We start from the raw sequence: 23,657 nt of genomic DNA on the forward strand, positions 1-23,657 counted from the left end.
AAGTGTACGAAAAAAGCGCACATGTCGTGCGAAAACGAATGCTTGTGGGCAACGGTGCCGATCGAGTTCTATCGATACCAGGCGAAACGGCCGCACAGATCGGCCTTTACCTGCACATTCGTCTCCACCGATGCGAGGACCACTATGCGCACACATGATTCGACGACCGACGCCCCACGTGCCGACGTGGCCGCCCAGGATGCCCACGTCCGGACGATCTTCGGCATTCTGGAGGGCGAGCAGGAGGCCGATCTGCTGCTGCGCAATCTGCAGATTCTCGACGTGCACAGCGAATCGGTGTATCCGGGTTCGCTGCTGGTACACGGAAAGCGGATCATCGCCCTGAATCCGGACGAAACGATCGTCCGGTTCCGCGAAGTCTTCGACGGCGAGGGCCTCTACGCCATTCCGGGGCTCATCGACACGCACCTGCATTTCGAATCCCAGCTCGCCCACCCGGCGGCCTTCGGCGAGGCGATCGTGCCCAGCGGCACCACCACCGTCTTCGGCGAGACCCTCGACTTCGCCAGCGCGGCCGGCGCGGAGGCGGTGGACGCGATGAAGGTGCTGTTCAACGAGCACGAGCAGCTGCCGTACCGGCTCTACGCCTTCGCGCCCGGCAAGAAGACCTCGACCGAGGTCACCGAGGCGATGCTGGCGATGGACCCGGTCATCGGACTCGGCGAGCTGGCCCACCTGTCCTACATGACCGGCAACGCCGACGATTTCCGCAAGTCCGCCCTGGGCCGCGCGAACGCCGGATTCGTGAACTGCCACTGGGGCGTCACCGCCCTGTCGGACACCCTGCTCAACTACATGCCCGCGATCGGTGTGGACAACAATCACGATGTCTGGAACGAGGACGACATCGAGAAGAGCATCCGCTACGGCCTGAACACCCAGATCAAATTCGGCGTCGGCAGCCCCGAGGTGATCCGGACCATGCTGCGCGCCATCGTCAAACGCCGCTGGCCGGCCGAGAACTTCCAGCTCTGCGCCGACAACATCTCGGTGGACCGCGTGCTGCGCCACGGCCACATCGACTGGGTCATCTCGCTGGCCATCGAGATGGGCATGCCGCCGATCCAGGCGATCAAGATGGGCACCCTCTACGCCGCGCGGTCCTTCCACAAGGACCGCGACCTCGGTTCGCTGAGCCCGGGCCGCTTCGCCGACATCGTCCTGACCGACAGCCTCTCGAAGATCAACCCGCGCTATGTGTTCAAGGGCGGCGAGCTCGTCGCCAAGGACCGCAGGCTGCTGCGTCCCGCCGGCCTGGACTACTCGGTCCTGGCCCGGCAGCCCCGGCCCGGCCTCGCCGACCTGCGCGCCGAGCAGCTCGAGCTCACGCCGATCGAGGTCTCCGAGGACGGCACCCAGGCGAAGGTGCTGCTCTTCGACGTGTACGGACGCGGGCACCTGAAGTTCGCCCAGGAGGTCTGGGTGCCGCTGCGCGACGGCGTGGTGGTCCCCGAGCACGAGGGCGAGCGGCTCAACCGGATCTCCGTCGTGCAGCGCTACGCCGACGGCGCGCGGCACGTGGTCAACGGACTGTTCAAGGGCGTCTCGATCGAGCGCGGCGCCGTGTCCACCTTCTGGCCCGCGCCCTCGGCCTACTTCGTCGTCGTCGGCACCGACAGCGCCGAGATGGCCGCCAACCTGGGCCGGCTCGACGCGCTGGTCGGCGGCTGCCTGGTGACCGCCGACGGCGAGTCGAAAGCCGTGCTGCCGCTGGAGTTCTACGGCGTGATGGCCGATATGGACCTGGCCGAACTCGTCACGGCGACCCGCTCGATCGACGAGGCCCTGGCCCGGCTCGGCAATCACAACGAGGGCGAACCGGTGGTCAACAAACTGCTGACGCTGTTCATCTCGCTCGACCGCTTCGGCTTCATGAAGTAGCCCGGCTACTTCGAATCAAGGGATGCGACCGTTATGCAACACGACAAAGACGCCGCAGTCGTCGACACCGGTAACAAGGCGCGGCGCTGGATCATCTACGTCGCCGGTATCTACATTCTGACGCTGGGCCTGAGCCTGGCGATCCGGGCGGGTATCGGCATTTCCCCGCAGAGCAGCCTGACCCGCACGATGACGCTGGTGCTGCCGCCGCTCACCCAGGGCAATTTCAATCTCATCCTCGAAGTCATCATGCTCGTGCTGACCTTCTTGATCTGGCCGCGCAATTTCAAAGCGAGCAACCTGCTCTCGATGGTTCCGGCACTGGTCCTGGCCTTGCTGCTGGATTTCAATCTGATGGTCACCGAGTGGATCCATCTGGAGCCTTATGCGGCCAATCTCGTGCTGCTCTTCTTCGCCGACGCGATGCTGGCACTCGGACTGTTCCTGATGATCCGCGCCAACCTGGTGCTGATGCCCATCGACCTGTTCGTCAACACCATCCAGCAGAAGACCGGCTGGAAGTGGGGCAATATCAAGACCGTCTTCGACTGCACGCTGCTGGCCCTGTCGGCGAGCATCGGCCTGATGTTCCTCGGCGCACCGCATTTCATCCGGGAGGGCACGATCATCAACGCGATCCTCGTCGGACAGTACGTGAAGTTGTATTTCTTCCTCTACGGGAAATACGCGGCCCGGAAAGCGCCCGCTCCGGCGGTCGCGGAATAACGAAGCCGAAACGCCGGACAGTGCGCTGTCCGGCTTTTCGCTGTGCGTGTCGGCACGACGGCGCGAACACCGGTCGCTACCTTGGGTCGAGAGCCGAGTCCGCGGAGTCGAGAGGGCGCACCATGCACAACCTGCTCGCTGATCTGAACGTGACCCAGCAGGAGTTCGACGCCCGGGCGGCGGCGGATCCCCGGCTGTCCCGGCTGGTCGAGCGGTATCAGGAGGCCGACGCGAAAGTCGTTGCCGCCGAGCGCGATTACAGCGACGACGAGGTCGTCACGGGTCTGAAGATGGAACGGCTACAGCTGAAGGACGAGATCGTCGCGCACCTGCGCGGCTAGAACTCCACGCTCTGGGCCACCAGATCCAGGAAGACCCAGAGATCGCCCTTCATGTACGCGTCCGGTTCCTCCGAGCCGCCGAGGAACGGGTACGGCGTGGCGATGTAGACCTCGCCCTCCGCCAGCGGGCCGAGCAGCCGCCGGATCTGTGCCACATGCGGCGGCCGGAGCACGTATTTCGTGAACACCCGGTCCAGCAGGACGTCGGTGATGAAGTCGTCGAGATCGAGGAAGCGGCCGTAACTTTCGGCCCGCGCCTCGTACGGGTGCAGCACCGCGTACGCGCGCGTCGCGCTGTCGCGCAGGAAGACGTGCCCGAGTTCGGAGTAGCCGCGCACCGTGTCGTACTGCGGGAAGTGCGGTTCCCAGGCCGGCATCACCTCGCCGAGGGGACGCAGCTCGATCAGCCGGTAGCAGTCCGGATCCACCCGGGCACCCTAGCAGTGCCCGGAGCCGGCTCAGCCGCGCGCGGTCTCGCCGCGCACCGCGCGGTCCGGCTCCGTGCCGCACGGCGGCCGGGGCGGGCGCAGTGTCAACGGGCCGACGGTGTGCGCGAAACAGCGGGCCCGAATCGCCCGCCACGCGATTCGCAGTCGAATCAGCATCGCCCCGCTCGCGCGCTCACCCCTCGCCGGCCGGGATCGGCGGAGCGATCGCCGGCACATCCAGGGACGCGCGGCCGATCGCGGTTTCCAGCCAGCGCCGGGCCCGGTCGGTCAACTCCCAGCTCGGCTCCGGTGCCGTGCCGGTCGGTTCGATCAGGCCCGAGGCGGTGAGTGAGGTGAGGGCCTTGCGGATCACCTTGACGTCCAGGTGGGTGACGCTCTCGAAACCCGGAACGGTCAGCGGTGTGGTGCCGGCGTGCAGCGCGGCCAGCACCCGTCCCTCGTTGATGGTGGTCATCGACGATCTCTTCCCCTCGCAACGTGCCACGTCGGACGCATGACTCGACAGTAGGAAGCGGCGGCGCCGCGATCGACCACTCTGCGCAGACTGGCTAGTTTCCCTGCCCGGCGGCGTCGTTTTCCGGACAAGTCGCAGGCGCAGTACGGGATTCGCGCACCCTCGCGCGCGCTCGAGCGGATACTGGTGGGCAAATCGCGAGCTTCCCACTCCACGAGGTTCTGTCATGACTCAGCACCGGATGATCGAGGCGCGCCGGGAGGAACTGTCCTCCCGGGACGCCGAGGAAACCGTTGCCTTCGTGTCCGAGATGTATTCCGACAACGCGCTGCGGTTCTGGGCGGCGCCACCGCGCTGCCGGGTGCGCACCAGCGCCATGGTGTGGGGTGAGGTCATCGCGACCGAGATTCGCAGCACGATCGGCTACACCTGCCAGATCGCGCCGCTGGAGGACCACATCTATTTCGAGCGGTCGCTGCGCGGGCGCGCGCGACTGCGCGGCGGCGGCCACGACCTGCAGCAGCACCGCAACGACCTGACCATGTTCCCGTTCGGGGTGCCGATCCTGGCCGACTGCGACAGCCACGACGTGAACCTGCTGCACATCCCGTACGCCGTGCTCGTCGAGCTGGCCGCGGAATCCGGCGTCGACCCGGGCGGGTTCCGTTTCACCTCGCTGGAGCCGAGAGACTCTCGCAGCCAGCGCTTCTGGGGCCGGTTGTTCGACCTCACCCACCACGAACTGACCGCGCCGGACTCACCGGTCCTGACCGAGCTGGTCGTGCACAACCTCACCCGCACCCTGGCCGCGGCGGCGCTGGCGGTCTTCCCCAACACCACGATGGACCTGCATCTGCAACCCGGCCCCGGCGCCGTCTCCACCTCGGCGGTCCAGCGCGCGATCGATTACCTCCAGGCCAACCCCGCCCGCCCGATCACCATCGCGGAACTGGCCACCCACGCCGGCACCAGCGTCCGCGCCCTGCAGAACGCCTTCCGCAGCCAGCACGACACGACACCCCTGGAATACCTGCGCCGCGTCCGCCTCGACCGCGCCCGCACCGACCTGCGCGCCGCCGAGCCCAGCGACGGATACACCGTCGCCGTCATCGCCGCCCGCTGGGGCTTCACCCACCCCGGCCGCTTCGCCCAGCTCTACAAGGAAACCTACGGCGTCTCCCCGAAACACGAACTCGGCCACTGACCGCCGGTGCTCGGTCGCGTGTACCGCACGGGCCTCAGTGCCGCACGGGCGCGCGCCAATTCGGGTCCCGGCCCAAAAAGGCCGCGATCGTGTCCATGTCGCCGAGATCGCCGGCGCGCTCGACGCGCGGCCGGTAGGCGCCGCCGGGACCGTTGAGTGTGCTGCCCGGGGCGGTGATCGACTCGGCGATCGGCAGGGCGCGGCGGAGCAGCCGATCGGGAACGGGGCAGGGGCGGGCGAGGGCTCGGGCGAGGTCCCAGCGGTGCACGAGCATGTCGACGAAGTGGACGGACAGGACGGTGCTGGTGGGCAGGGGGCCGCGCTGGGGGAGGGCGACGGTGTCGCCGCTGCGGTCCATGGCGACGATCCACCGAGCGGCGGTGTGGGCGAAACCGTCGCGGGGATCGCCGGTTTCGGGCTCGAGAGGGTCGAGGACCGATTCGATGACCGCCTCGTGGCGCTCGTTCATGTGGTCGATCAGGTCGGCGACGGTCCAGCCGGTGCAGGGTGTCGGCGCGGTCAGGGCCGCGTCGGGAAGCGTTGCGACATCGTGGGCGATCAGCGCCAAGGCGGCGGCGTCCAGGTGTAGTAGGTCCCTCATCAGTACATCTCTCTTTTGGCGTCCGATCGTTCGTTATAACTATAGCGAACGATCGGACGCTATGGTGGTGTCATGTCGCCTCGAAATTCCGTCGCCGAAGCCGCTCGCACCCGGGACCGGATCGTGCGCGCGGCCGTGTCCGAAGCCTCGTGTATCGGCTTGGAGGGCTTGACGATCGGGGCGCTGGCGGGTCAGCTCGGCATGAGCAAGGCGGGGGTGCTCGGGCCGTTCGGGTCGCGGGAGCACTTGCAGTCGGCCGCGCTGGAGCAGGCCGGGCGGATCTTCCGGGCCGCGGTGGTGGATCCGCTGGTGGAATTGCCGCCCGGCGCGGACCGCCTGGGCAGGCTGATCGACGCCTGGATCGAGTATCTGGCCGAATGTCCCTTTCCCGGAGGTTGCTTCGTCACGGCTGCTTCGGCCGAGCTGGATGGGCGTCCGGGGGTCCTGCGGGATCGGCTGCGCGCGGTCGTGATCGACTGGCGGGCCTTCCTGGTGTCCGAAATCGCCGCGGCACAGCGTGATTCTGCTGAGTACCCGCCCGAGCAGGTCGCCACCATGCTCATCGGTATCTCCATGGCCGTCAACCAGGAGATCCAGCTGCTCGCGGACCCGGCGGCCGCCGAACGCGGGCGTGCCGCGATGCGAGGCGTCGCCGGACTGTCAGTGCGATAGTTCCCGGGTGGCGCAACGATCTTCTACGGTAAGTGGGAGTTGGTCAGTCCGGTGGAGAATTCGATGAGCACAGCGGACCAGGAACCCTTGCTGCGGCGAGCGATCCATGTTCGGTGCCAGGGCGCGCAGCACGTGATCGGCCTGCTGGACGGGCGGGTGGTGGCGCCGGTGCACAGCCCGGCCGAGATCGAGCGGGAATTGGCTCGCGATCCCTCGGGCGAGGGCCTCACCGGTTGCTTCGCGATTCTGGCCCGGGGCGAGCAGTCCCGGCTGGATCAACCGTTGCGGAACGCGATCGGGGCAGGCTCCTTCGACGAGATCCGAATCTTCCTGGCGCAGGGCATGAATCCGGACACTTGCACGCGTTCGGGCGATACCGCACTAAGTATGGCCGTCCTACGTCGCCGACCGGACCTCGTACGGGAACTGCTGGAAGCCGGGGCCGATGTCGAGTTCGGCGACAATCGAGCATTGCGAACAGCTGTGCGCCTGCGTGACGCGGAGTCGGTGCGATTCCTGCTGCGGGCAGGCGCAGACCTGTATTCCGTCGACAAGTACGGATACGTGGTCCTGAACGATGTCTTCGACAGCCGCGATGCCGGGCTCCTGGCGGCCGCAGTCGCTTCGGGTCAGCGCGACGCCGAGGGCGGCACGCCGCTGCACATCGCGACACGCCGCCAGCCACCCGAGGTCGTCGCGCTGCTGCTCGCCGCCGGCGCCGACCCGCGAGCGCGGGACACCCACGACCGCACCCCGGGCGATCTCGCCATCTCCGCGGCGCGCCACGATCACATCCGGCTGCTGGTCACCCACAGCACCCACGCGACGTCGGACGAGCAGGGCGCGACCGCCGCGCACCGAGCCGCGGCGGCGGGCGACGGGAACCTGATCCGCGACCTCCTGCACGCCGGAACCGATTGCGACGCACCGAATCACAGCGGCTGGACGCCGTTGCTGATCGCCGCCGACCACGGCCGCGTGGAAGTCGCGAGAATACTGCTCGAGTCCGGCGCGAACCCGGACGCCCGCACCTCGAACGGCTGGTCGGCCCTGCACGTCGCCGTCGTCTACCGCCACGCCGCGATCGCCCGGGCCCTGCTCGACGCGGGCGCGTCCATCGCTCCCGAAACCGCCGACGGCAGCACACCGCTGGGCCTCGCCACCACGGCGGGCATGGTCGGCATGCAGCGCCTGCTCCGGGAGTATTCCGTCGACCAGTGATCGATCAGGCGCAGGGCACCGGTCGCGGATGCCGGGGATCGAGGGCGTTGAGCAGGTGGGCCGTAGCGCGCGGATCGGCGACGATGCCGAGATGATCAGCCGAATTCCGCGAACAGCCCTCCTGGAGCAGGATGTTCGTAACGCCGTCACCGGGGAGTAGTCCGGAGGTGTAGGGCAGCACGACCTGGTCGTGTCTGGTGGCGATATTTGTGTAGGTGATGCCGGGAACATACATTCCGTCGGAATGCAGATCGTTCATCAGCCGAGATCCGGTCTGCGCTTCGTTCCCACTGGGCTGGGCGGACAGGGCCGCCTCGAGGGCCGGGCCGACGCCCAGCTGCGCGGCATAGGCGCGGGCGACGGCCAGCTGATCGCCGAAGGTGCCCAGCCACAGCGGTGCCAGCGAGACGTAGCGATCGATCCGCGCCGCGCCGCCGAATCGTTTCGCGTAGTAGTTCGGCAGCAGCGTGCCCAGCGAGTGCCCGACGATATCCACCTTCGGTGCGCCGGTGGCGTCGGAGACCCGTTCGATGAAGGCGCCGACGACGCGCGCGTTCTGCTCGGCGGTGCCGGTCAGCCCGCCCAGCGCCGAGACCGGCCAGGGCTGATCGAGCGCCCCGTAGGTCAGGGCGAAGACGCAGTAGCCCGCGTTGGCCAGCAGCGGAACGACTGTGCCCCAATTGGTTTGCGCGCCCGCACCGGCCCCGCCGTGCACCAGAACCACAGGATTCGGATGCTCTCCGGTCGGTGCGCAGTGCCAGTCGTTGCTGCCCGGCAGTGATCCGCCGGGGTTCGCCAGCTCGGCCTGTATTCCGCTGAGCACGCTGTACTGCACCGGCAGTTCGGCTCGCGCGGGCGCGAGGCCCACCCCGAGCGCTACCACCGCCGCACAGAGCGCCGATCCGATTCGCCACGCGGGCATGATGATTCCCCTCCCCATTGGAACGCGTTGCAGTTCCACCTGCGCGGGAAACTTTAGCGGCTCACCGCCGAAACCGCGCTACGCGCCGCCGCGCAGGGACCCGATCATGCTGCGCAGGATCCGGGACGCCCCGGCGCGCTCGGTCTCGCTCAGCCCGTCCAGCATCCTGAGCTCGACGGACCGGACCGCCGCCGTCGCCTTCTCGAGCTTCCGGCGACCCAGGGGCGTGAGCCGGGTGGGCAGGACCTTGCCGACGGGCGCCTTGGCGGGCCGGGACACGTGACCTTCCCGTTCCAGGGTCTGGAGCAGCACGTTCATCGTCTGCCGGGTCACGAACGCGCCGCGCGCCAGCTCGGAGTTCGACAGGCCCGGTCGCTGGGCCAGCAGTTCGAGGCAGGAGTAGTGCGTCACGCTCATGTCCAGGGGCCGCAGCACTTCCTCCATGGCCGCGCGCAGGGCGCTCGAGGCCTCTTTCAGCAGGTAGCCCAGTGATGTTTCCAGGTCGACCCCGTCTTGACTCATGTCAGTATTCTGACATACAGTCTTATGTGTCAGGAGACTGACATACATGAAGGGAGAGCTCACATGCCTGTCACCGGACCCGTTTTCCTCTCGCTGCAAGCGCGCGACCTCGCCGCCTCGCAGGCGTTCTACGAGCAGTACCTGGGCCTCGTCCGCTCACCGGCCGGCCCGCCGCACGCCGTCGTCTTCGAGACGAAGCCGATCGCGTTCGCCCTGCGCGACGTCGTTCCCGGCACTGATCTCGGCGCCGTCGCGCAACCGGGCATCGGAGCCGCGATCTGGCTGCACGCCACCGACGTGCAGGCCATCCACGACGCGCTCGTCGCCGACGGTCACACCATCGTGTCCGCGCCGATCGACGGGCCCTTCGGCCGGACGTTCACCTTCGCCGACCCGGATGGCTACCAAATCACCCTGCACGACCGCGCCTGAACGCTGGTCGCTTAATTCAGTGGCGGCCCGCCGCGGGCGCCGTTAATGTGGTCGCCGCGACGCGGGGAAGTTCCTGGATCTATAGCTGGGAGCCGAGTTGAGTTCCCCGGCGTCGTCCAAACGTAATGCGCTACGGCTCAGTGCCCCATGCCGATTCCGCCGTCGACGTTGATCACGGTGCCGGTGATGTAGGCGGCGCCGGGGGAGAGCAGGAAGGCGGCGGTGGCCGCGATTTCCTCCGGCTTGCCGAACCGGCCCAGCGGAATGTGCGAAAGAGCCGTCGCGACAACCTTTTCGCTGACGGCGGCGGCCATGTCGGTCTCGGTGAAACCGGGCGCGATCACATTCGCGGTGATGTTGCGCGAACCCAGCTCGCGCGCCAGCGACCGTGCGATCCCGACGACACCCGCTTTCGCCGCGGTGTAGTTGACCTGGCCGGGCATCCCGGACAGGCCGGAGGCCGAGCCGATGATCACGATGCGCCCGTGGCGCTGCTTGAGCATATTGCGGGTCGCGCGCTGAACCACCCGGAAGACCCCGGTCAGATTGGTGTCGATCACCCGCCCGAACTGCGCACTGCTCATCCGCATGACCAGCGTGTCCTCGGTGATCCCCGCATTGGCGATCACCGCCTCCACCGGCCCGTCCTCGGTCTCGATCACCCGGAACGCCGCATCCACCGACTCGTCACTGGTGACATCGCACTCGACCCCGCGCACCCCCTCCGGCACCGCACTCCCGCGATGCGTCCCCCACACCACATGCCCTTCTGCGGCAAGCCGACTCGCGATCGCGGCTCCGATGCCGCGATTGGCTCCGGTCACAAGGACACGCACTGGATCAGACCTCCGAGCAGATGGGACGCGGGTAGCCTACGCGTCCAGCACCTGGGCCGCGCGGGTGACGACCGGCGGCTGGACCGACCAGGGGAAGTTGATCCAGCGATCGGTGCGTTTCCACACGTACTCGCAGTCGACCTCCGAGTGCGGCTTCTGGTAGATGACCGCGCAGCGGACCTCGGCGACCTTGTCGGCGCAGAAGTCGCGCACCAGCTTCAGGGTGGCCCCGGTGTCGGCGACGTCGTCGGCCACCAGCACGCGGGCGCCGGCCAGATCGACGGCCTGGGGGACCGGCGGCAGCATGACCGGCAGGTCCAGGCGCTGATCCACGCCGGTGTAGAACTCGACGTTCATCACGTGCAGGTTCTTCACGTCGAGGGCGTAGCCGAGCGCGCCCGCGACGAACAGCCCACCGCGGGCGATGGACAGGACGAGGTCCGGCTCGAACCCGTCGCCGGCGATCTGCTCGGCGAGCGCGCGGCTCGCGGACCCGAACAGTTCCCAGGTGAGTTCTTCCCGATCCGACATGTGGCGGCTCCTTCGATACTGGTGGAAAAGAACCTAGACCACGCGCGCGCCCGCCGATCACGCACTGGGTCCGAAGGGCTCGCCGCGCTCAGCGGGTGGTGTACGCGCCGCCGTTGAGGTGGATGGTCTGACCGGTGAGGTGCCGGGCCTGGGGTGAGGCCAGGAATTCGATCAGTCCGGCGACGTCGCCGGGGTTGCCGGGGCGTTTGTCGTGGGTCGCGGCGATCAGCTGGTCGCGGCGCTCGTCGGTGAGCCGGCCGTGGAAGAAATCGGTGTCCTCGATGTAGCCGGGAGCCACGAGGTTGACCGTGATGTCGCTCGGGCCCAGTTCGGCCGACAAGCCCGCCGACCAGGCGGCCAGAGCGGCTTTGGCCGCGCCGTAGGAACTCGAGGCGTATTCGGCGCCGATGGAGCCGACATTGATCACCGCGCCGCCGGGCCGCAGCCGCTCGCGCAGGGCGGTGGTGGTGAGAACGGCGGTCAGCAGGTTCGCCGACAGGTTGGCATGCCATTGCGCGGCAAGCTCTTCGAGGGTTCGCGGCGCGGGCGCGGTGAGATCGGAGTTGCCGCCGGCCATGTTGACCAGCACGTCGACCCCACCCGCCAGCCGCGCCGCGAAGGACTCGACCCCCGCGGGATCGCCCGCGTCGCACTCGATTCCGGTGACGCCCAGCTCCGCGGCGGTCTCGTGCACGCGCCCGGAGCGCCCGGTGATCACGACCTCGGCTCCGGTGTCGGCGAAGCGTCGCGCCACCTGGCGTCCGATGCCGCGGCTGCCGCCGGTGATCACGATGGTTCGGGTCATCTGCTTCCTCCTTCGTCTATATTTAGCACTAAACGTACCGAAGGAGCCGACCACATGCCACCCGCGCAGGACGACGCGGTGCCCACCGCCCACGAGATCGCCGCCGCGTGGCAGCGGGAACTGCCCGGCGCGCGCGTCGAGTCGATCGAGGTGATCACCCCGCTGTGGCGGGCGGCCAAGCTGCTCGCCGACGAACGCGCCCGCACCCTCGCCCGCCTCGGCATCGACGAGTCCACCCTCGACCTGCTCAGCACCCTGCGCCGCGCCGGCCACCCCTACCAGCTCACGACCCGGCAGATCACGCTGCGCAGCCTGGTCACCGCGGGCGCGATCTCCCAGCGACTGTCCCGGGCCGAGGCCGAGGGCCTGATCCTGCGGGCGCCCACGGCCGCGTCCCGCCGCGGCGTGCTGGTCACCCTGACCGCGGCGGGCCACGAACTGATCGAACGGGTGGTCCGCGATCTGCTCGCCCACGAGACCGCCCTGACCGAAACCCTCACCCGCGACCAGCGAACCGGCCTGGTCCAGGGCCTGCGCGCGCTCGCCGCGACGGTGGCCGCCGGCGATCCGCTCTGATCGGCGCCGGTGCCGCGCGGCGACGGCGCATCCGGTGCGGGTGGCGGAATAATCGGCCGGGTGACAGGAACTGGTGACGAGTCGACCGGCCGCGCGCGGGATCCGCTGGGCGCGGGCGGGCCGGGGTTCGGGAAGTTCCGGTTCTGGTTCGATTCCCAGCGCTGGGAGTGGTCGCCGGAGGTGTATCTCATGCACGGCTACCGCCCGGGCGAGGTGGAACCGACCACCGAACTGATGCTGGCGCACAAACATCCCGAGGACCGGCATCAGGTCGCCGAGTCCATCGCGCGCTCGATCCGCGAGGGCGAGGCGTTCTCCAGCCGGCATCGGTTTCTCGACACCGCGGGCGATCAGCATCAGGTGATGATCGTTTCCGAGCGCATCCTCGACGACGCCGGAGCCGCCCTCGGCGCCCGGGGCTACTACATCGATCTGAGCGAGACCCTCGAGACCGCCGAACGCGAGACCTTGGACGCGGTGGTGCCCGACGTCGTCGCGGCCCGCGCGGTGCTCGAGCAGGCCAAGGGCGTGCTGATCCTGATGTATTCGATCACCGCGGACCAGGCGGGCAAGGTGCTGAACTGGCGCGCGCAGGAGACCGGCGCGGAACCGGCCGAGATCGCCGAGGCGCTGATCGCGGCCGTGCAGAAGACTCCGCCGCCGCGCTCGGCGGTGGGCGCGTTCGACCACCTGTTGCTGGCCCTGCACGACCGGTCATCCGACCGCGACTGATCACCGCGAGGCCGGGTGCCTACCGGTTCGGCACGGACACCGGCCGCTGTGTCCACCCCGCGGCCAGCGCGGCCGCGTGCAGCGCCTCGAGGCCGAACGCGTCGACCGGCCCCAGCGCGCCCGTGCCGCGCAGACCACCGTCGAGTGCGGTCTCGGCGCCCCAGGCCAGCATCGCCGCGGTGAAATCGTAGGGATCACCACCATCGAGAGTTACTGTCGCCAAGGGCTTTCCGGCCTCGTCACAAGCTTCGGCGACCACCCAGGAGCGCACCCGCCCGCGTGCCTGCGCCCCGGGCCCGCCGGTGGAGCCTTTGACGGCGCGGGCCAGCAGCCCGTCGAGTCCGCGCTTGAGCGGCGGCACCTGCCCGACCGTCGAGAACACCCGCGATCCGGCCTGCAAGCCGCGCGCCGCGACCGGCGGCAGGCCCAGGAACACATCGACCGCACGCAGCCGCGGGTAGCTGCGCGACAGCGCGAAATGCTCGGAGCCGGGGATCGATACGCCGGTGCGCGCCGAGCCGCCGAGATCGAAGGACCGCACCCGCGTACCGGTGCGTTCGGTGACCACCTGCCCGGAGCGCAGCGCGAAACCGGGTTCGAACAGCATGCCGGCCATCGAGGCGCGGGTGCCGCCGCTGGTGCCGGGGCTGCGCACGAAGTATCCGATGTCGGCCCGGCGTGCGTCGGGCGCGGCCTGCAAGGCCAGCCCGGCGGCCAGATTGCCTGGCACGTAATCGAATCCGAACGCGGTGAGCAGCGCCGAGCCGGCGGCGCGCGCCTGGTCGTCCTGCTCGAAGACCCTGCGGATGAACGGCCCCTCGCCGGTCGAGTCGAGGTAGTGCGCACCGGCCCCGATCGCCGCGGCCAGGGCGGGCCCGCCGTAGCGCAGGAACGGCCCGACCGTGGTCACCAGCACATCACCGCGCCCGAGCAGGGCGCGCACCGAGTCCGGGTCGGTGACATCGGCGACCGCGGTCGGCGCGCCACCGAGCTCGGCGGCCAGCCGCGTCAGCGCGGTCGCGTCGCGTCCGGCCAGCACCGGCGCCGCACCACGGGCGACCAGCGCCGCGGCGGTCATTCGCCCGGTGTATCCGGTCGCCCCGAACACTACGATCTTCGGCATCCTGGTCTCCTCATCCTTCGCGCTCCCTAGCACGATAGGCGATGAGAAGCCTAGTCCCTTATCGTCTTACGATCTCATGCCCCCTGAATCTCGGGTGGTGCTCGGAGACCAGGTGTGGTGGTGTGGGTTTCAAGCTCGACGGCGTCGGGTAGCAGGATTCGTGAGGAGCGCTAAGGTTCTTGCGTTCTAGGCGAGATCGTTCGAACTTGGGATCTGATGAATGGTTGAGGTAGTGACCGCGCGGCCGCAAGCTCCTGCCGAGCAGCAGGAACAGTCGCGGCGCCGGTGGGGTCGATCGTGGTGGGCAGCGGTGGCGGCGGTGGCGGGCGGCGTCCTGCTGCTGGGCTTACAGGCGGCGCGATACGGCAACTGGCTGGTGGACGACGCGGGAATCACCTTCGCCTACGCGCGCAGCGTCGCCAACGGTTTCGGCCCGGTGTTACAGCCCGGCGCCGAACCGGTGGAGGGGTTCTCCAACCCGACCTGGCTCGCGGTGCTCGTCGTGGGGGAGTGGCTCGGCCTGTTCGACCGCGGCGCCCTCTTCGGCGTCCCGGACTTCGTCCTCTATCCGAAGGCGATCGCGCTGCTCTGCTGCGCCGGGATCCTGGTCGCCTGCTACCTGGCCGCCCGCCGGGTGTCGCGCTGGCCCGCGCTGGTCACCTTCGCGACAGGCGTTGTGCTGGCGGCGATTCCGTCGTTCGTGATCTGGTGCTTCTCCGGCCTGGAGAACTCGTTGTTCGCGCTGGCGGCCTGCGCGTTGGCCGTGCACCTGTTCCTGGCCGTGCTGGACCATCGACTATGGACGCCGGCGGTGGCGGTGATCGCCGGCCTCATCGCGGCGTTCGCGGCCCTGACCCGGCCCGACGGACTGATCTACCTGGCCGCCTACCCGCTGGTGTCGCTGATCCTGGTGCGGCGCGCGGTGTGGCTCACCGGCCTGCGGCACGTGCTGTATTCCGTTGCCGCGTTCGCCATTCCGTTCGGCGCCTACCTGCTGTGGCGGATCGCCGAGTTCGGCCGGCTCGTGGCCAACACCGCGGTCGCCAAACACCAGGCGCTGCCGACCGTGCACGACCTGACCCGGGCCGGGGAACTGGTGCAGTACGCCGGAGCGCCCGCGGTCATCGCGGCGGTCGGCGTGGTCGGCCTCGCCCTAGCCGCACCGAGCCGGTGGCGCGACGGCGTTGTCGCCCTGCTGGTTCCGCTGGCGCTGGCGATGATCGCCTACTGCGTGCTGCAGCCGGACTGGATGGCGCAGTTCCGGTTCGCCACCCCGGTGTGGGCACTGGCCGCGTTCGTCGTCGTGATCTCGGCGGCGGAGTTGCTCGGCCGCCTGCGCACCCGGGGCCGGGCACTGGTCGCGCTGACACTGGTCGGCGCGCTGATCCCGTCCGGTGTCGCGCTGGCCGACGCGGCCGAATCCTATCGCGCCGACGCCGATGTGCCGCTGTGCTGGATCGCCGAGCGCTTCGGCCGCTATGTCAACGGTTACGCCGACATCCTCGGCTTGCAGCAGGGCAGTCTGCTGGCGCCCGACATGGGCGGAAGTTCGCTCACCTCACGCCTGCTGCTGATCGATATGGCCGGGCTCACCGAATCGCGGATCGCCGACATCTACGCGGGCACCGACGGCAGGAGCCTCGAAGACTATGTCTTCGAGGACCGCAAACCCACGTTCGTGCACACCCACGGCGCCTGGTGGCACAACGGACTCACCCTCGACCCCCGGATGACGCGCGACTACTACCAGGTCCAGCGCTACCAGGACGGCTCGTTCGGCGTGGACGAGGACTGGGTCCGCAAGGACGTCGTGCGCGACGAGCGGCAACTACAGGACCTGCGCGAGTACTCGGGTTCGGTACTGCCGCACCTGCTTCCCGATTTCCAGAAGGCCGGCGGGTGCGGCACGGTGTTGCGACCGGGCCAGTCCGTCCCGCGCTGACGGACCGGCCGGTCGCCCCGGCTAGGGCTGCAGTTCCGGGCTGTAGATGCGCGCGACGCCCCGGCCGTCCTTGGTGATCTCGGTGAAGACGGCGTATCGATGCCCGGCCTGGACGCGCTCCTTCGCGACCGTCAGCGGCGGCGAGGGATAGCTGCCGTTGTAGCAGGGCAGCGGACCGCTGGACGCGATGATCTCGTCCGGCAGCCCGCTGGCATAGGCGTCCTTGTCGATGATGGTCACGACCATCGTGCAGTTCTCGATCGTGGACGACCCGGTCTTGGAGGTGAGGCTGCCGTACGCCCGCAGCGCGCCCTGGTAGACGTAGAGGCAGGATTCGATGTCCGCCGAGCCGTCGGTGGTCGGGAACACTCCGGAGCAGGACTTGGGCACCTCCCACTCCGGCGGGTCGGCCTGCGCGGCCGGGGCGAGCAGCGCCAGCGCGGCGACTCCGGCGGCGACGCCGGGCAGAACTCGGGACAACGAAGCGGCGAACATGCGAAAACCTTCCGATCAGTCGCGGTAGATCGCGACGTAGGCATTGGTGAGGGTCCCGACACTGGCCGGGCCCAGGCACGACGACGAGCCCCGCCCGTCCGGGGCGAACCAACCGCCCCATGAACCCCGGTACGGCCCGATCGCCATGAGCGGCCACGCATTCGGCACCCCGTGCAGGCCCCAGCACTCGGTGACCACGGTGTACTCGCGCCCCGCCGGCGCGTCGGTGTCGTGGCACTGCGCGGTGGCGCTCACCAGATCCCGCGTGACGGTGCAATCCTGCGGCGCGGCCTGCGCCGTCCCGGTACCGATCACCGCGGCGAATCCCAGTACCGACGCGGCGGCGACCCCGACCCGCGCTCCGACTGCTGTCCTGCTCATCCGAACCTCCCGAAATCGTCCCGTCATGTGACCTCCGACACTAGCTCCCGCCACCCCGCTCCGGACGTACTTCCTCCCCAGGCGACCCGCCCCCACTTTCTGGGGGATGACCCGCGAATTGTGCTGGAGCATAATGTCATCGCATGAAGCTGACGAAGTTCGGGACGATCTCCGCGCTCGCGTTCGCGGCGCTCCTGCTGCCCGGCACCGCGACCGCCGACGACGGAGCGCTGGACGGCGTGGCCCCCGCGTGGCTGGGCTGCGCGCTGACCTGGAACGACGAGAACACCGCCGGAATCACCTGCACGGGCGGCACTTTCATCGCCATCGCCCAGTGCGCGGACGGCAGGCTGCTCAATGGCGCCGCCGCGGCCGCGGGAACGACCTCCTACGTCTACTGCACCGCGGCGAACTCGTCCCTGCACCTCCCGGTCCTGTGGGACGCGGTCCCCGCCTAGCTCTGCTGTGGCATCCGCGGCTCGGAGGTTCCTCAGGGTGCGGCCGGATGCTCCAGGAAGCGCACACCGGTCAGATCCTGTGCGAAGTCCCAGAGGCGGCGGCCGGTCTCGGGGTCCCTGGCGCGCCGCGACATCTCGACCGGGACCGGCGGCCCGATCAGCTCGCCGCGCCCGGCGGGGCCGTAGTAGTCCCCGTTGCGGGTTTCGGGGTCCAAGGCCGCGCGCAGCACGGGTAGGGCGCCCTCCGCGGGGCTCTGCGTGAACCAGTTCGTCAGCCGGATGAAGCGGGGGCTGTAAACCAGTCGGATCAGCCGATTCTGGTGGTGCAGAATGCCGGTCCGCACGCCGCCGGGGTGCGCGCCCGCCGACCGGGTCGTCGCCCCGCTGCGGGCCAGGCGGCGGCCGAGTTCGACCATGAAGACCGTCGAGGCCAACTTGGAGCGGCTGTAGGCCGTCGCCGGGTCGAAGTGCTCCAGTTGGTCGAGTTGTTCGAAATCCAGTGTCGCCGACCGCCGCCGGTGCGTGATGCTGCTGACGGTCACGACGCGGCCCGCCGGTGCGACGGTGATCAGATCGATGAGCCGCCCGGTCAGCGCGAAGTGGCCGAGAAAGTTCGTGCCGAAATCGGTTTCGAATCCGTCGGCGGTGCGGCCGGGGCGGGCCGCCATCACGCCCGCGTTGTTGATCAGCAGGTCGAGAGCGGGCCATCGGGCGCGCACCTGTTCGGCGCACTCGGCGATCGACGCCAGGCTGCCCATATCCACCTGAACCACGGCGAGTTGGGCGCTCGCGCAGGTGGTCCGGATATCGTCGACCGCTGTTCGGGCGCGCTGGAGATCCCGGCAGGCCAGGACCACCTCGGCGTTCGCGGCGGCCAGCCGGCGCGCGACCTCGAGCCCGATGCCGGTGTTGGCCCCGGTGATCACGGCGACACGCCCGCTCAGGTCGCCCACCTCCGGTCCGGGCCACCGATTCTGTTCAGGCATCGCGCATCTCGTCTTTCCCGCGGGTGATCGACCGTCCGCAAGAAGGGTAGACAAGCCTCTGGACAGATGTCTAGGTCGCCGGGTGGCCAGCCGGACACGGGCCCCGACCTGACACACCCGGCCCGCCCATCTGGCTACCATTCAGCGAATGAGCGGCGCCGACGTTCCACCGCACGACGACAAGCTCGAAAAAGCCGACCACGGCGGATTCGCCGACTCCGCGTTCCCGGTTCCGGCGGTCAGATCGGTCAACAAACCGGTGTATTGCACGGCCGCGGGGCTGGTTCTCGCCTTTGCGATCTGGGCCCTCGCCGCCCCCGCCAACGCCGAGTCCGTCGTCAGCGAGGTCAAGACCTTCATCTCGACCTGGTTCGGCTGGTGGTATTTCGTGCTGGCGACGGCGATCGTCGGCCTGGTCGTGTTCCTGGGCGCGAGCCGGTACGGCCGCTACCGGCTGGGCCCGGAGGAATCCCGCCCGGAGTACAGCCTGTTCACCTGGACGGCGATGCTGTTCGGCGCGGGCATCGGCATCGATCTGATGTTCTTCTCGGTCGCCGAACCGGTCTACAACTACCTGCGGCCACCCGTGGGCACGGCCGCCACCAACGACGCCGCGCGCCAGGCGGTGACCTGGACGCTGTTCCACTACGGCATCTCCGGATGGGCGATGTACGCGCTGATGGGCAGCGCGCTCGGCTACTACGCCTTCCGGCACAACCTGCCGCTCACCATCCGGGCGGCGCTCTACCCGATCTTCGGCAAGCGGGTGCACGGCCGCTGGGGCGACGCCATCGACGTGGCCGCGGTGCTCGGCACCATCTTCGGCGTCGCCACCTCGCTGGGAATCGGCGTCGTGCAGCTGAACTACGGCTTGCACGAGATGTTCGGCATCGAGCAGGGCAAGGCCGCGCAGATCGGGCTCATCGCGCTGTCGGTGATCGTCACGACGATCTCCGCGCTGACCGGGATCGACAAGGGGATCCGGCGGCTGTCGGAGGCCAATGTCATCCTCGCGATCGCGATGCTCGTCTACATCCTGCTGGCGGGCCGCTCGGACTTCCTGCTCAACGCGCTCGCGCAGAACGCCGGCGACTACTTCGCCACCTTCCTCGACCGCACGCTGGACACCTTCGCCTGGGAGCGCAACCCGGAGACCGCCAACGAGCCCAGCACCTGGCTCGACACCTGGACATTGTTCTTCTGGGCCTGGTGGGTGGCCTGGGCGCCGTTCGTGGGGCTGTTCCTGGCGCGCATCTCCCGCGGGCGCACGCTGCGGCAGTTCATCTTCGGCGTGCTGGCGGTGCCGTTCAGTTTCATCCTGCTGTGGATCTCGATCTTCGGCAACAGCGCACTCGAAATCGCCCGCACCGACCGCGAATTCGCCGAGGCGACGGCCGCGCACCCCGAGGTCGGCTTCTACTCGATGCTGCAGCAGTATCCGGGCGCGACGCTGCTGCTCGGCGTCGCGACCATCACCGGTCTGCTGTTCTACGTGACCAGCGCCGACTCGGGTTCGCTCGTGATGGGCAATTTCACCTCCCGGCTGCCCGATCCGATGTCGGACTGCGCGCGCGGCACGCGGATTTCCTGGTCGGTGGCGATCGGGCTGCTCACCCTGTCGATGCTGTTCGCCGGCGCGGGTGGGTCGATCACGACGCTGCAGAACGCGACCATCATCATGGGCCTGCCGTTCTCGTTCATGCTCGCCCTGATCGGCGTCGCGCTGCTGCGCTCGACGCATCAGGAGTCCTACAAACTCGACAGCTACCGCACCTCGCTGCCGAAGGCCATCGCCGCCGGGCGCGGGCAGACCGGTGACAACTGGCGACGCCGGCTGCTGGGCACCATGTCCTACCCGGGTCCGGCGGCCACCCGGAAGTTCATGGCGAGCACCGTGCTGCCGGCGATGCGGGAGGTCACCGCGGAATTCGAGCGCATGGGCCTGACCGCGGCCATCGACGATTCCGGTGACAACGAGGGGCTGCCGTCCCCGCGGCTGCTCGTCGATCAGGGCGACGAGCCCCGATTCGAGTACGGCATCTGGCCGGTGTCGGCGCCGACACCCACATACGCGGTGCTCGCGCAACGATCCAGCGACCGATACTTTCGGTGCGAGGTCTATCTCGCCGAGGGGTCCCAGGGCTACTCGCTGAACGGATACAGCCGGGAGCAGATCATCGGCGACATTCTCGATCAGTACGAACGCCACCTCGGCTACCTGCATCTGCGGCGCACGGAGCACGACCAGTACGAGTACCAGCCCGATCCGGAAGGGACCCCCGCGCATGAGTAGGACGCTCTACATCGACGGCGCGTGGCGCACGGCCGAGGCCGGTGCGACACGCGAAATCCGTTGCCCGGCAGACAATTCCCTGGTGGGCATCGTCGCCGAGGCGGACGCGGCCGACACCGTGGCCGCCATCGCCGCGGCGCGGCGGGCCTTCGACGACGGCCCGTGGCGCGACACCTCCGCCGAGCAGCGCGGCGACCTGCTGCTGCGCGTCGCCGCGGCGATCGACGCCCGGCGCGCGGAATTCGTCCGCGCCGAGACGCTCGACACCGGGAAGCGGCCCTACGAGTCGGACATCGACATGACCGACATCGCGAACTGTTTCCGGTATTTCGGGAAGCTGGCGACCCAGGACGCCGGCCGCGTCGTCGACGCGGGCTCGCGCGACATCGACTCCCGGATCGTCTACGAGCCGGTCGGCGTCTGCGGGCTGATCACCCCGTGGAACTATCCGCTGCTGCAAGCGGCCTGGAAGGTCGCGCCGGCGCTGGCCGCGGGCAACACCTTCGTGCTCAAGCCCGCGGAACTCACCCCGCACACCGCCATCCTGCTGCTGGAGGTGCTGCACGAGCTGGAACTGCCGCCGGGCGTGGCCAATCTCGTACTCGGCGCGGGCGCGACGGCCGGCGCTCCGCTGTCGTCGCACCCCGGCGTCGACCTCGTCTCCTTCACCGGCGGCCTGGTCACCGGCAAGGTCATCGCCCGCGAAGCGGCCGCGACCGTCAAGAAGATCGCGCTCGAGCTCGGCGGCAAGAACCCGAACGTCGTCTTCGCCGACGCCTGCGACACCGACGAGCGCCTGGCCGCCGCCGTCGACAACGCCTTGAACGCCGCGTTCCTGCACTCCGGCCAAGTGTGCTCGGCGGGTGCGCGATTGATCGTCGAGGCCGCGGCGCACGACCGCTTCGTCGACGAACTGGTGCGCCGCGCCGAGCGGATCCGGCTCGGCCTGCCGTTCGCCGCGGGCACCGAGACCGCGCCGCTGATCTCCGCCGCGCATCGGGACAAGGTGCACGCCTACGTCGAACAGGCCCGCGCCGACGGCGCGGTCATCCGCACCGGTGGCCGGTTCGCGACCGGTGATCAGGGCAGCGGTTCGCTCGACGACGGCTGGTTCTATCTGCCGACCGTCATCGACGGCGCCACCCGGGAGATGGCGTGCGTGCACGAGGAGGCCTTCGGCCCGACCGTCACGGTGGAGACCTTCACCACCGAGGACGAAGCCGTCGCTATCGCCAATGACACCGAATACGGACTCGCGGGCGCGGTGTGGTCCGCCGACGCCGCGCGCGCCCGCCGCGTCGCCGCCCGGATCCGGTGCGGCACCATGTGGATCAACGACTTCGGCCCTTATCTGCCGCAGGCCGAATGGGGCGGGTTCGGCCATTCCGGCGTCGGCCGGGAGCTGGGGCCCACCGGGCTGGCCGAGTATCGCGAGCCCAAGCACGTCTACGAGAACCTCCGGCCGGGCGTCACCGGCTGGTTCGCCGCGTCCGAGGGGAGCCACAATGCCTGACTTCGACTATGTGATCATCGGCGGCGGGTCGGCCGGCGCGGCGGTGGCCTCCCGGCTGTCGGAGAACCCGTCGGTGACGGTGTGCCTGCTCGAGGCCGGGCCGAGCGACGTCGGCGATGACGCCATCCTGCGCCTGGACCGCTGGATGGAGTTGCTCGAATCGGGGTACGACTGGGATTACCCGATCGAGCCGCAGGAGAACGGCAATTCGTTCATGCGGCACGCCCGGGCCAAGGTGCTCGGCGGCTGTTCCTCGCACAACAGCTGCATCGCCTTCTGGGCCCCGCGTGAGGATCTGGACGCCTGGGAACGCGACCACGGCTGCACCGGCTGGGGCGCGTCCTCGGTGTACCGGCTGTACCCGCGGATCGAAACCAACGACGCCCCGGGGGAGCACCACGGGCGCAGCGGTCCCGTCCACATCATGACCGTGCCACCTAAGGACCCGTGCGGCGTCGCCCTGCTCGACGCCTGCGCGGCCGTCGGCATTCCGCGCGCCGAATTCAACTCCGGCCACACGGTGGTCAACGGCGCCAACTTCTTTCAGATCAACCGCCGCGCCGACGGCGTGCGCGCCTCCGCCTCGGTGAGTTATCTGCATCCGCATCTGGACCGGCCCAACCTCACCGTCCGGACCGGTGCCTGGGTGAAGCGGATCGTGATCGAGGGCGGTCGCGCCGTCGGCGTCGAACTCACCGACAACGCCTTCGGCCGCACCACCCGGGTCTCGGCGGGGCGCGAGGTCATCCTCAGCGCCGGCGCCATCGATTCGCCGAAACTGTTGCTGCTCTCCGGGATCGGGCCCGCGGATCACCTGCGCGAGATCGGCGTCGAGGTCCTGCTCGACGCGCCCGGCGTCGGCGCGCACCTGCAGGATCACCCCGAAGGCGTGATCGGCTTCGAGACCAAGCGGCCGATGGTGCGCAGCTCCACCCAGTGGTGGGAGATCGGCATCTTCACCCCGACCGTCGACGGCCTGGACCGGCCCGACCTGATGATGCACTACGGCAGCGTGCCGTTCGACATGCACACGTTGCGCCAGGGCTATCCGACCGCCGAGAACACCTTCTGCCTCACGCCGAATGTCACCCAGGCCCGCTCGCGCGGCACGGTCCGGCTGCGGTCGCGCGACTTCCGCGACAAGCCACGCGTGGACCCGCGCTATTTCACCGATCCCGAGGGGCACGACCTGCGCGTGATGATCGCCGGTCTGCGCAAGGCCCGCGAGATCGCCGCGGCGGCACCGCTTTCCGAGTGGGTGGCCCGTGAGCTCTATCCCGGACCGGACACCGACTCCGATGCCGAACTGGCCGATTACATCCGCCGCACCCACAACACCGTCTACCACCCGGTGGGCACGGTCCGCATGGGCGCCGCGGACGACCCGCTGAGCCCGCTGGATCCGGAATTGCGGGTGAAGGGCGTCGACGGGTTGCGCGTCGCCGACGCCTCGGTGTTCCCGGCGCACACGACGGTGAACCCGAACATCACCGTCATGCTCGTCGGCGAGCGCTGCGCCGAACTCGTCGCCGGGTAGGTC

The 23,657-nt window shown here is 69.1% G+C and carries 26 protein-coding genes; 14 read left to right on the forward strand and 12 right to left on the reverse strand.

The annotated features are described in order from the left end of the window. Nucleotides 1-144 precede the first annotated feature (144 nt). From AB0I43_RS01545 to AB0I43_RS01555, 3 genes are all read left to right on the forward strand, one after another. On the forward strand, nucleotides 145-1,902 hold the full coding sequence (locus AB0I43_RS01545; RefSeq protein ID WP_357430966.1) for an adenine deaminase C-terminal domain-containing protein: 1,758 nt from the start codon (nucleotides 145-147) through the stop codon (nucleotides 1,900-1,902). 33 nt (nucleotides 1,903-1,935) lie between these two features. After that, entirely contained in the window at nucleotides 1,936-2,628 is a 693-nt protein-coding gene (locus tag AB0I43_RS01550) for a DUF6198 family protein (protein ID WP_357430968.1), read from the forward strand. Between the two features lie 122 nt (nucleotides 2,629-2,750). Next, complete coding sequence (locus tag AB0I43_RS01555; RefSeq protein WP_357430970.1) at nucleotides 2,751-2,969, forward strand: DUF465 domain-containing protein; 219 nt, start codon at nucleotides 2,751-2,753, stop codon at nucleotides 2,967-2,969. Here AB0I43_RS01555 and AB0I43_RS01560 read toward each other — a convergent pair. Both AB0I43_RS01560 and AB0I43_RS01565 read right to left on the reverse strand, forming a co-directional pair. Continuing rightward, nucleotides 2,966-3,397, reverse strand: coding sequence for a T6SS immunity protein Tdi1 domain-containing protein (locus AB0I43_RS01560; RefSeq protein WP_357430972.1), 432 nt, complete (start codon nucleotides 3,395-3,397; stop codon nucleotides 2,966-2,968). The genes AB0I43_RS01555 and AB0I43_RS01560 overlap by 4 nt on opposite strands. 193 nt (nucleotides 3,398-3,590) lie before the next feature. After that, nucleotides 3,591-3,872, reverse strand: a complete 282-nt coding sequence (locus tag AB0I43_RS01565; protein ID WP_356972426.1) for a hypothetical protein — start codon at nucleotides 3,870-3,872, stop codon at nucleotides 3,591-3,593. A gap of 226 nt (nucleotides 3,873-4,098) precedes the next feature. Here AB0I43_RS01565 and AB0I43_RS01570 point away from each other — a divergent pair, with 226 nt between their 5' ends. After that, on the forward strand, nucleotides 4,099-5,076 hold the full coding sequence (locus AB0I43_RS01570) for a helix-turn-helix transcriptional regulator (RefSeq protein ID WP_357430974.1): 978 nt from the start codon (nucleotides 4,099-4,101) through the stop codon (nucleotides 5,074-5,076). Between the two features lie 34 nt (nucleotides 5,077-5,110). Here the strand turns inward: AB0I43_RS01570 and AB0I43_RS01575 are convergent, their stop codons facing one another. Further along, nucleotides 5,111-5,677, reverse strand: coding sequence for a maleylpyruvate isomerase family mycothiol-dependent enzyme (locus tag AB0I43_RS01575; protein ID WP_356972428.1), 567 nt, complete (start codon nucleotides 5,675-5,677; stop codon nucleotides 5,111-5,113). Nucleotides 5,678-5,749: 72 nt separating this feature from the next. On the opposite strand from AB0I43_RS01575, the gene AB0I43_RS01580 reads away from it, so the two are divergent. Further along, nucleotides 5,750-6,349 (forward strand): TetR/AcrR family transcriptional regulator, encoded by a 600-nt coding sequence (locus AB0I43_RS01580; RefSeq protein WP_356972429.1) that lies wholly within the window; start codon nucleotides 5,750-5,752, stop codon nucleotides 6,347-6,349. A gap of 63 nt (nucleotides 6,350-6,412) precedes the next feature. Next, nucleotides 6,413-7,570, forward strand: coding sequence for an ankyrin repeat domain-containing protein (locus AB0I43_RS01585; RefSeq protein WP_356972430.1), 1,158 nt, complete (start codon nucleotides 6,413-6,415; stop codon nucleotides 7,568-7,570). A gap of 4 nt (nucleotides 7,571-7,574) precedes the next feature. Here AB0I43_RS01585 and AB0I43_RS01590 read toward each other — a convergent pair whose 3' ends face one another. Together AB0I43_RS01590 and AB0I43_RS01595 are read right to left on the reverse strand one after the other, a co-directional pair. After that, on the reverse strand, nucleotides 7,575-8,492 hold the full coding sequence (locus tag AB0I43_RS01590) for an alpha/beta fold hydrolase (RefSeq protein ID WP_356972431.1): 918 nt from the start codon (nucleotides 8,490-8,492) through the stop codon (nucleotides 7,575-7,577). A gap of 78 nt (nucleotides 8,493-8,570) precedes the next feature. Continuing rightward, nucleotides 8,571-9,014, reverse strand: a complete 444-nt coding sequence (locus AB0I43_RS01595; RefSeq protein ID WP_356972432.1) for a MarR family transcriptional regulator — start codon at nucleotides 9,012-9,014, stop codon at nucleotides 8,571-8,573. Nucleotides 9,015-9,077: 63 nt separating this feature from the next. Between AB0I43_RS01595 and AB0I43_RS01600 the strand changes: the two genes are divergently transcribed. Then, nucleotides 9,078-9,446, forward strand: a complete 369-nt coding sequence (locus tag AB0I43_RS01600) for a VOC family protein (RefSeq protein WP_356972433.1) — start codon at nucleotides 9,078-9,080, stop codon at nucleotides 9,444-9,446. A 137-nt stretch (nucleotides 9,447-9,583) separates the two neighbouring features. Here the strand turns inward: AB0I43_RS01600 and fabG are convergent, their stop codons facing one another. From fabG to AB0I43_RS01615, 3 genes are all read right to left on the reverse strand, one after another. Further along, nucleotides 9,584-10,282 (reverse strand): 3-oxoacyl-ACP reductase FabG, encoded by a 699-nt coding sequence (fabG, locus tag AB0I43_RS01605; protein ID WP_356972434.1) that lies wholly within the window; start codon nucleotides 10,280-10,282, stop codon nucleotides 9,584-9,586. Nucleotides 10,283-10,318: 36 nt separating this feature from the next. Continuing rightward, the gene (locus AB0I43_RS01610; protein ID WP_356972435.1) at nucleotides 10,319-10,813 is read right to left on the reverse strand and encodes a phosphoribosyltransferase; all 495 of its coding nucleotides are present in this window, start codon (nucleotides 10,811-10,813) and stop codon (nucleotides 10,319-10,321) included. Between the two features lie 88 nt (nucleotides 10,814-10,901). Next, nucleotides 10,902-11,618 carry an SDR family oxidoreductase gene (locus tag AB0I43_RS01615; RefSeq protein WP_356972436.1) on the reverse strand — a complete coding sequence of 239 codons (717 nt, stop codon included), beginning with the start codon at nucleotides 11,616-11,618 and terminating at the stop codon, nucleotides 10,902-10,904. Between the two features lie 54 nt (nucleotides 11,619-11,672). Between AB0I43_RS01615 and AB0I43_RS01620 the strand changes: the two genes are divergently transcribed. Next, nucleotides 11,673-12,194, forward strand: coding sequence for a MarR family transcriptional regulator (locus tag AB0I43_RS01620; protein ID WP_356972437.1), 522 nt, complete (start codon nucleotides 11,673-11,675; stop codon nucleotides 12,192-12,194). Between the two features lie 60 nt (nucleotides 12,195-12,254). Next, the gene (locus tag AB0I43_RS01625) at nucleotides 12,255-12,926 is read left to right on the forward strand and encodes a PAS and ANTAR domain-containing protein (RefSeq protein ID WP_356972439.1); all 672 of its coding nucleotides are present in this window, start codon (nucleotides 12,255-12,257) and stop codon (nucleotides 12,924-12,926) included. Nucleotides 12,927-12,945: 19 nt separating this feature from the next. Here AB0I43_RS01625 and AB0I43_RS01630 read toward each other — a convergent pair whose 3' ends face one another. Then, nucleotides 12,946-14,049, reverse strand: a complete 1,104-nt coding sequence (locus AB0I43_RS01630) for a saccharopine dehydrogenase NADP-binding domain-containing protein (RefSeq protein WP_356972440.1) — start codon at nucleotides 14,047-14,049, stop codon at nucleotides 12,946-12,948. A gap of 220 nt (nucleotides 14,050-14,269) precedes the next feature. Between AB0I43_RS01630 and AB0I43_RS01635 the strand changes: the two genes are divergently transcribed. Next, nucleotides 14,270-15,991: a hypothetical protein gene (locus AB0I43_RS01635; RefSeq protein WP_356972441.1), complete on the forward strand. Its 1,722-nt coding sequence runs from the start codon at nucleotides 14,270-14,272 to the stop codon at nucleotides 15,989-15,991. A gap of 21 nt (nucleotides 15,992-16,012) precedes the next feature. Here AB0I43_RS01635 and AB0I43_RS01640 read toward each other — a convergent pair whose 3' ends face one another. Beyond that, on the reverse strand, nucleotides 16,013-16,486 hold the full coding sequence (locus AB0I43_RS01640; RefSeq protein ID WP_356972443.1) for a hypothetical protein: 474 nt from the start codon (nucleotides 16,484-16,486) through the stop codon (nucleotides 16,013-16,015). A gap of 15 nt (nucleotides 16,487-16,501) precedes the next feature. After that, the gene (locus tag AB0I43_RS01645; RefSeq protein ID WP_356972445.1) at nucleotides 16,502-16,867 is read right to left on the reverse strand and encodes a hypothetical protein; all 366 of its coding nucleotides are present in this window, start codon (nucleotides 16,865-16,867) and stop codon (nucleotides 16,502-16,504) included. 143 nt (nucleotides 16,868-17,010) lie between these two features. Here AB0I43_RS01645 and AB0I43_RS01650 point away from each other — a divergent pair, with 143 nt between their 5' ends. Continuing rightward, nucleotides 17,011-17,325: a hypothetical protein gene (locus AB0I43_RS01650; RefSeq protein ID WP_356972446.1), complete on the forward strand. Its 315-nt coding sequence runs from the start codon at nucleotides 17,011-17,013 to the stop codon at nucleotides 17,323-17,325. Between the two features lie 32 nt (nucleotides 17,326-17,357). Here the strand turns inward: AB0I43_RS01650 and AB0I43_RS01655 are convergent, their stop codons facing one another. Beyond that, nucleotides 17,358-18,311: an oxidoreductase gene (locus AB0I43_RS01655; protein WP_356972448.1), complete on the reverse strand. Its 954-nt coding sequence runs from the start codon at nucleotides 18,309-18,311 to the stop codon at nucleotides 17,358-17,360. Between the two features lie 148 nt (nucleotides 18,312-18,459). On the opposite strand from AB0I43_RS01655, the gene betT reads away from it, so the two are divergent. The 3 genes from betT to AB0I43_RS01670 are packed head-to-tail and all read left to right on the forward strand — an operon-like array spanning nucleotide 18,460 to nucleotide 23,654. After that, nucleotides 18,460-20,604 carry a choline BCCT transporter BetT gene (betT, locus tag AB0I43_RS01660; protein ID WP_356972449.1) on the forward strand — a complete coding sequence of 715 codons (2,145 nt, stop codon included), beginning with the start codon at nucleotides 18,460-18,462 and terminating at the stop codon, nucleotides 20,602-20,604. Next, nucleotides 20,597-22,117: an aldehyde dehydrogenase family protein gene (locus AB0I43_RS01665; RefSeq protein ID WP_356972451.1), complete on the forward strand. Its 1,521-nt coding sequence runs from the start codon at nucleotides 20,597-20,599 to the stop codon at nucleotides 22,115-22,117. Before betT ends, AB0I43_RS01665 begins: the two co-directional genes overlap by 8 nt. Continuing rightward, on the forward strand, nucleotides 22,110-23,654 hold the full coding sequence (locus AB0I43_RS01670; protein WP_356972452.1) for a GMC oxidoreductase: 1,545 nt from the start codon (nucleotides 22,110-22,112) through the stop codon (nucleotides 23,652-23,654). Before AB0I43_RS01665 ends, AB0I43_RS01670 begins: the two co-directional genes overlap by 8 nt. The last annotated feature ends 3 nt before the right edge of the window (nucleotides 23,655-23,657 follow it).

This window comes from Nocardia sp. NPDC050435 (genome assembly GCF_040655395.1).
In the GTDB taxonomy this organism is placed as follows: Bacteria; Actinomycetota; Actinomycetes; order Mycobacteriales; family Mycobacteriaceae; genus Nocardia.

Excerpts from the sequence above, each read along its gene's own strand:
- AB0I43_RS01545 (WP_357430966.1), top strand. The coding sequence starts at position 145 with ATGCGCACACATGATTCGACGACCGACGCCCCACGTGCCGACGTGGCC.
- AB0I43_RS01550 (WP_357430968.1), top strand. The coding sequence starts at position 1,936 with ATGCAACACGACAAAGACGCCGCAGTCGTCGACACCGGTAACAAGGCG.
- AB0I43_RS01555 (WP_357430970.1), top strand. The coding sequence starts at position 2,751 with ATGCACAACCTGCTCGCTGATCTGAACGTGACCCAGCAGGAGTTCGAC.
- AB0I43_RS01565 (WP_356972426.1), bottom strand. The coding sequence starts at position 3,872 with ATGACCACCATCAACGAGGGACGGGTGCTGGCCGCGCTGCACGCCGGC.
- AB0I43_RS01570 (WP_357430974.1), top strand. The coding sequence starts at position 4,099 with ATGACTCAGCACCGGATGATCGAGGCGCGCCGGGAGGAACTGTCCTCC.
- AB0I43_RS01575 (WP_356972428.1), bottom strand. The coding sequence starts at position 5,677 with ATGAGGGACCTACTACACCTGGACGCCGCCGCCTTGGCGCTGATCGCC.
- AB0I43_RS01580 (WP_356972429.1), top strand. The coding sequence starts at position 5,750 with ATGTCGCCTCGAAATTCCGTCGCCGAAGCCGCTCGCACCCGGGACCGG.
- AB0I43_RS01585 (WP_356972430.1), top strand. The coding sequence starts at position 6,413 with ATGAGCACAGCGGACCAGGAACCCTTGCTGCGGCGAGCGATCCATGTT.
- AB0I43_RS01590 (WP_356972431.1), bottom strand. The coding sequence starts at position 8,492 with ATGCCCGCGTGGCGAATCGGATCGGCGCTCTGTGCGGCGGTGGTAGCG.
- AB0I43_RS01595 (WP_356972432.1), bottom strand. The coding sequence starts at position 9,014 with ATGAGTCAAGACGGGGTCGACCTGGAAACATCACTGGGCTACCTGCTG.
- AB0I43_RS01600 (WP_356972433.1), top strand. The coding sequence starts at position 9,078 with ATGCCTGTCACCGGACCCGTTTTCCTCTCGCTGCAAGCGCGCGACCTC.
- AB0I43_RS01610 (WP_356972435.1), bottom strand. The coding sequence starts at position 10,813 with ATGTCGGATCGGGAAGAACTCACCTGGGAACTGTTCGGGTCCGCGAGC.
- AB0I43_RS01615 (WP_356972436.1), bottom strand. The coding sequence starts at position 11,618 with ATGACCCGAACCATCGTGATCACCGGCGGCAGCCGCGGCATCGGACGC.
- AB0I43_RS01620 (WP_356972437.1), top strand. The coding sequence starts at position 11,673 with ATGCCACCCGCGCAGGACGACGCGGTGCCCACCGCCCACGAGATCGCC.
- AB0I43_RS01630 (WP_356972440.1), bottom strand. The coding sequence starts at position 14,049 with ATGCCGAAGATCGTAGTGTTCGGGGCGACCGGATACACCGGGCGAATG.
- AB0I43_RS01635 (WP_356972441.1), top strand. The coding sequence starts at position 14,270 with ATGGTTGAGGTAGTGACCGCGCGGCCGCAAGCTCCTGCCGAGCAGCAG.
- AB0I43_RS01640 (WP_356972443.1), bottom strand. The coding sequence starts at position 16,486 with ATGTTCGCCGCTTCGTTGTCCCGAGTTCTGCCCGGCGTCGCCGCCGGA.
- AB0I43_RS01645 (WP_356972445.1), bottom strand. The coding sequence starts at position 16,867 with ATGAGCAGGACAGCAGTCGGAGCGCGGGTCGGGGTCGCCGCCGCGTCG.
- AB0I43_RS01650 (WP_356972446.1), top strand. The coding sequence starts at position 17,011 with ATGAAGCTGACGAAGTTCGGGACGATCTCCGCGCTCGCGTTCGCGGCG.
- AB0I43_RS01655 (WP_356972448.1), bottom strand. The coding sequence starts at position 18,311 with ATGCCTGAACAGAATCGGTGGCCCGGACCGGAGGTGGGCGACCTGAGC.
- betT (WP_356972449.1), top strand. The coding sequence starts at position 18,460 with ATGAGCGGCGCCGACGTTCCACCGCACGACGACAAGCTCGAAAAAGCC.
- AB0I43_RS01665 (WP_356972451.1), top strand. The coding sequence starts at position 20,597 with ATGAGTAGGACGCTCTACATCGACGGCGCGTGGCGCACGGCCGAGGCC.
- AB0I43_RS01670 (WP_356972452.1), top strand. The coding sequence starts at position 22,110 with ATGCCTGACTTCGACTATGTGATCATCGGCGGCGGGTCGGCCGGCGCG.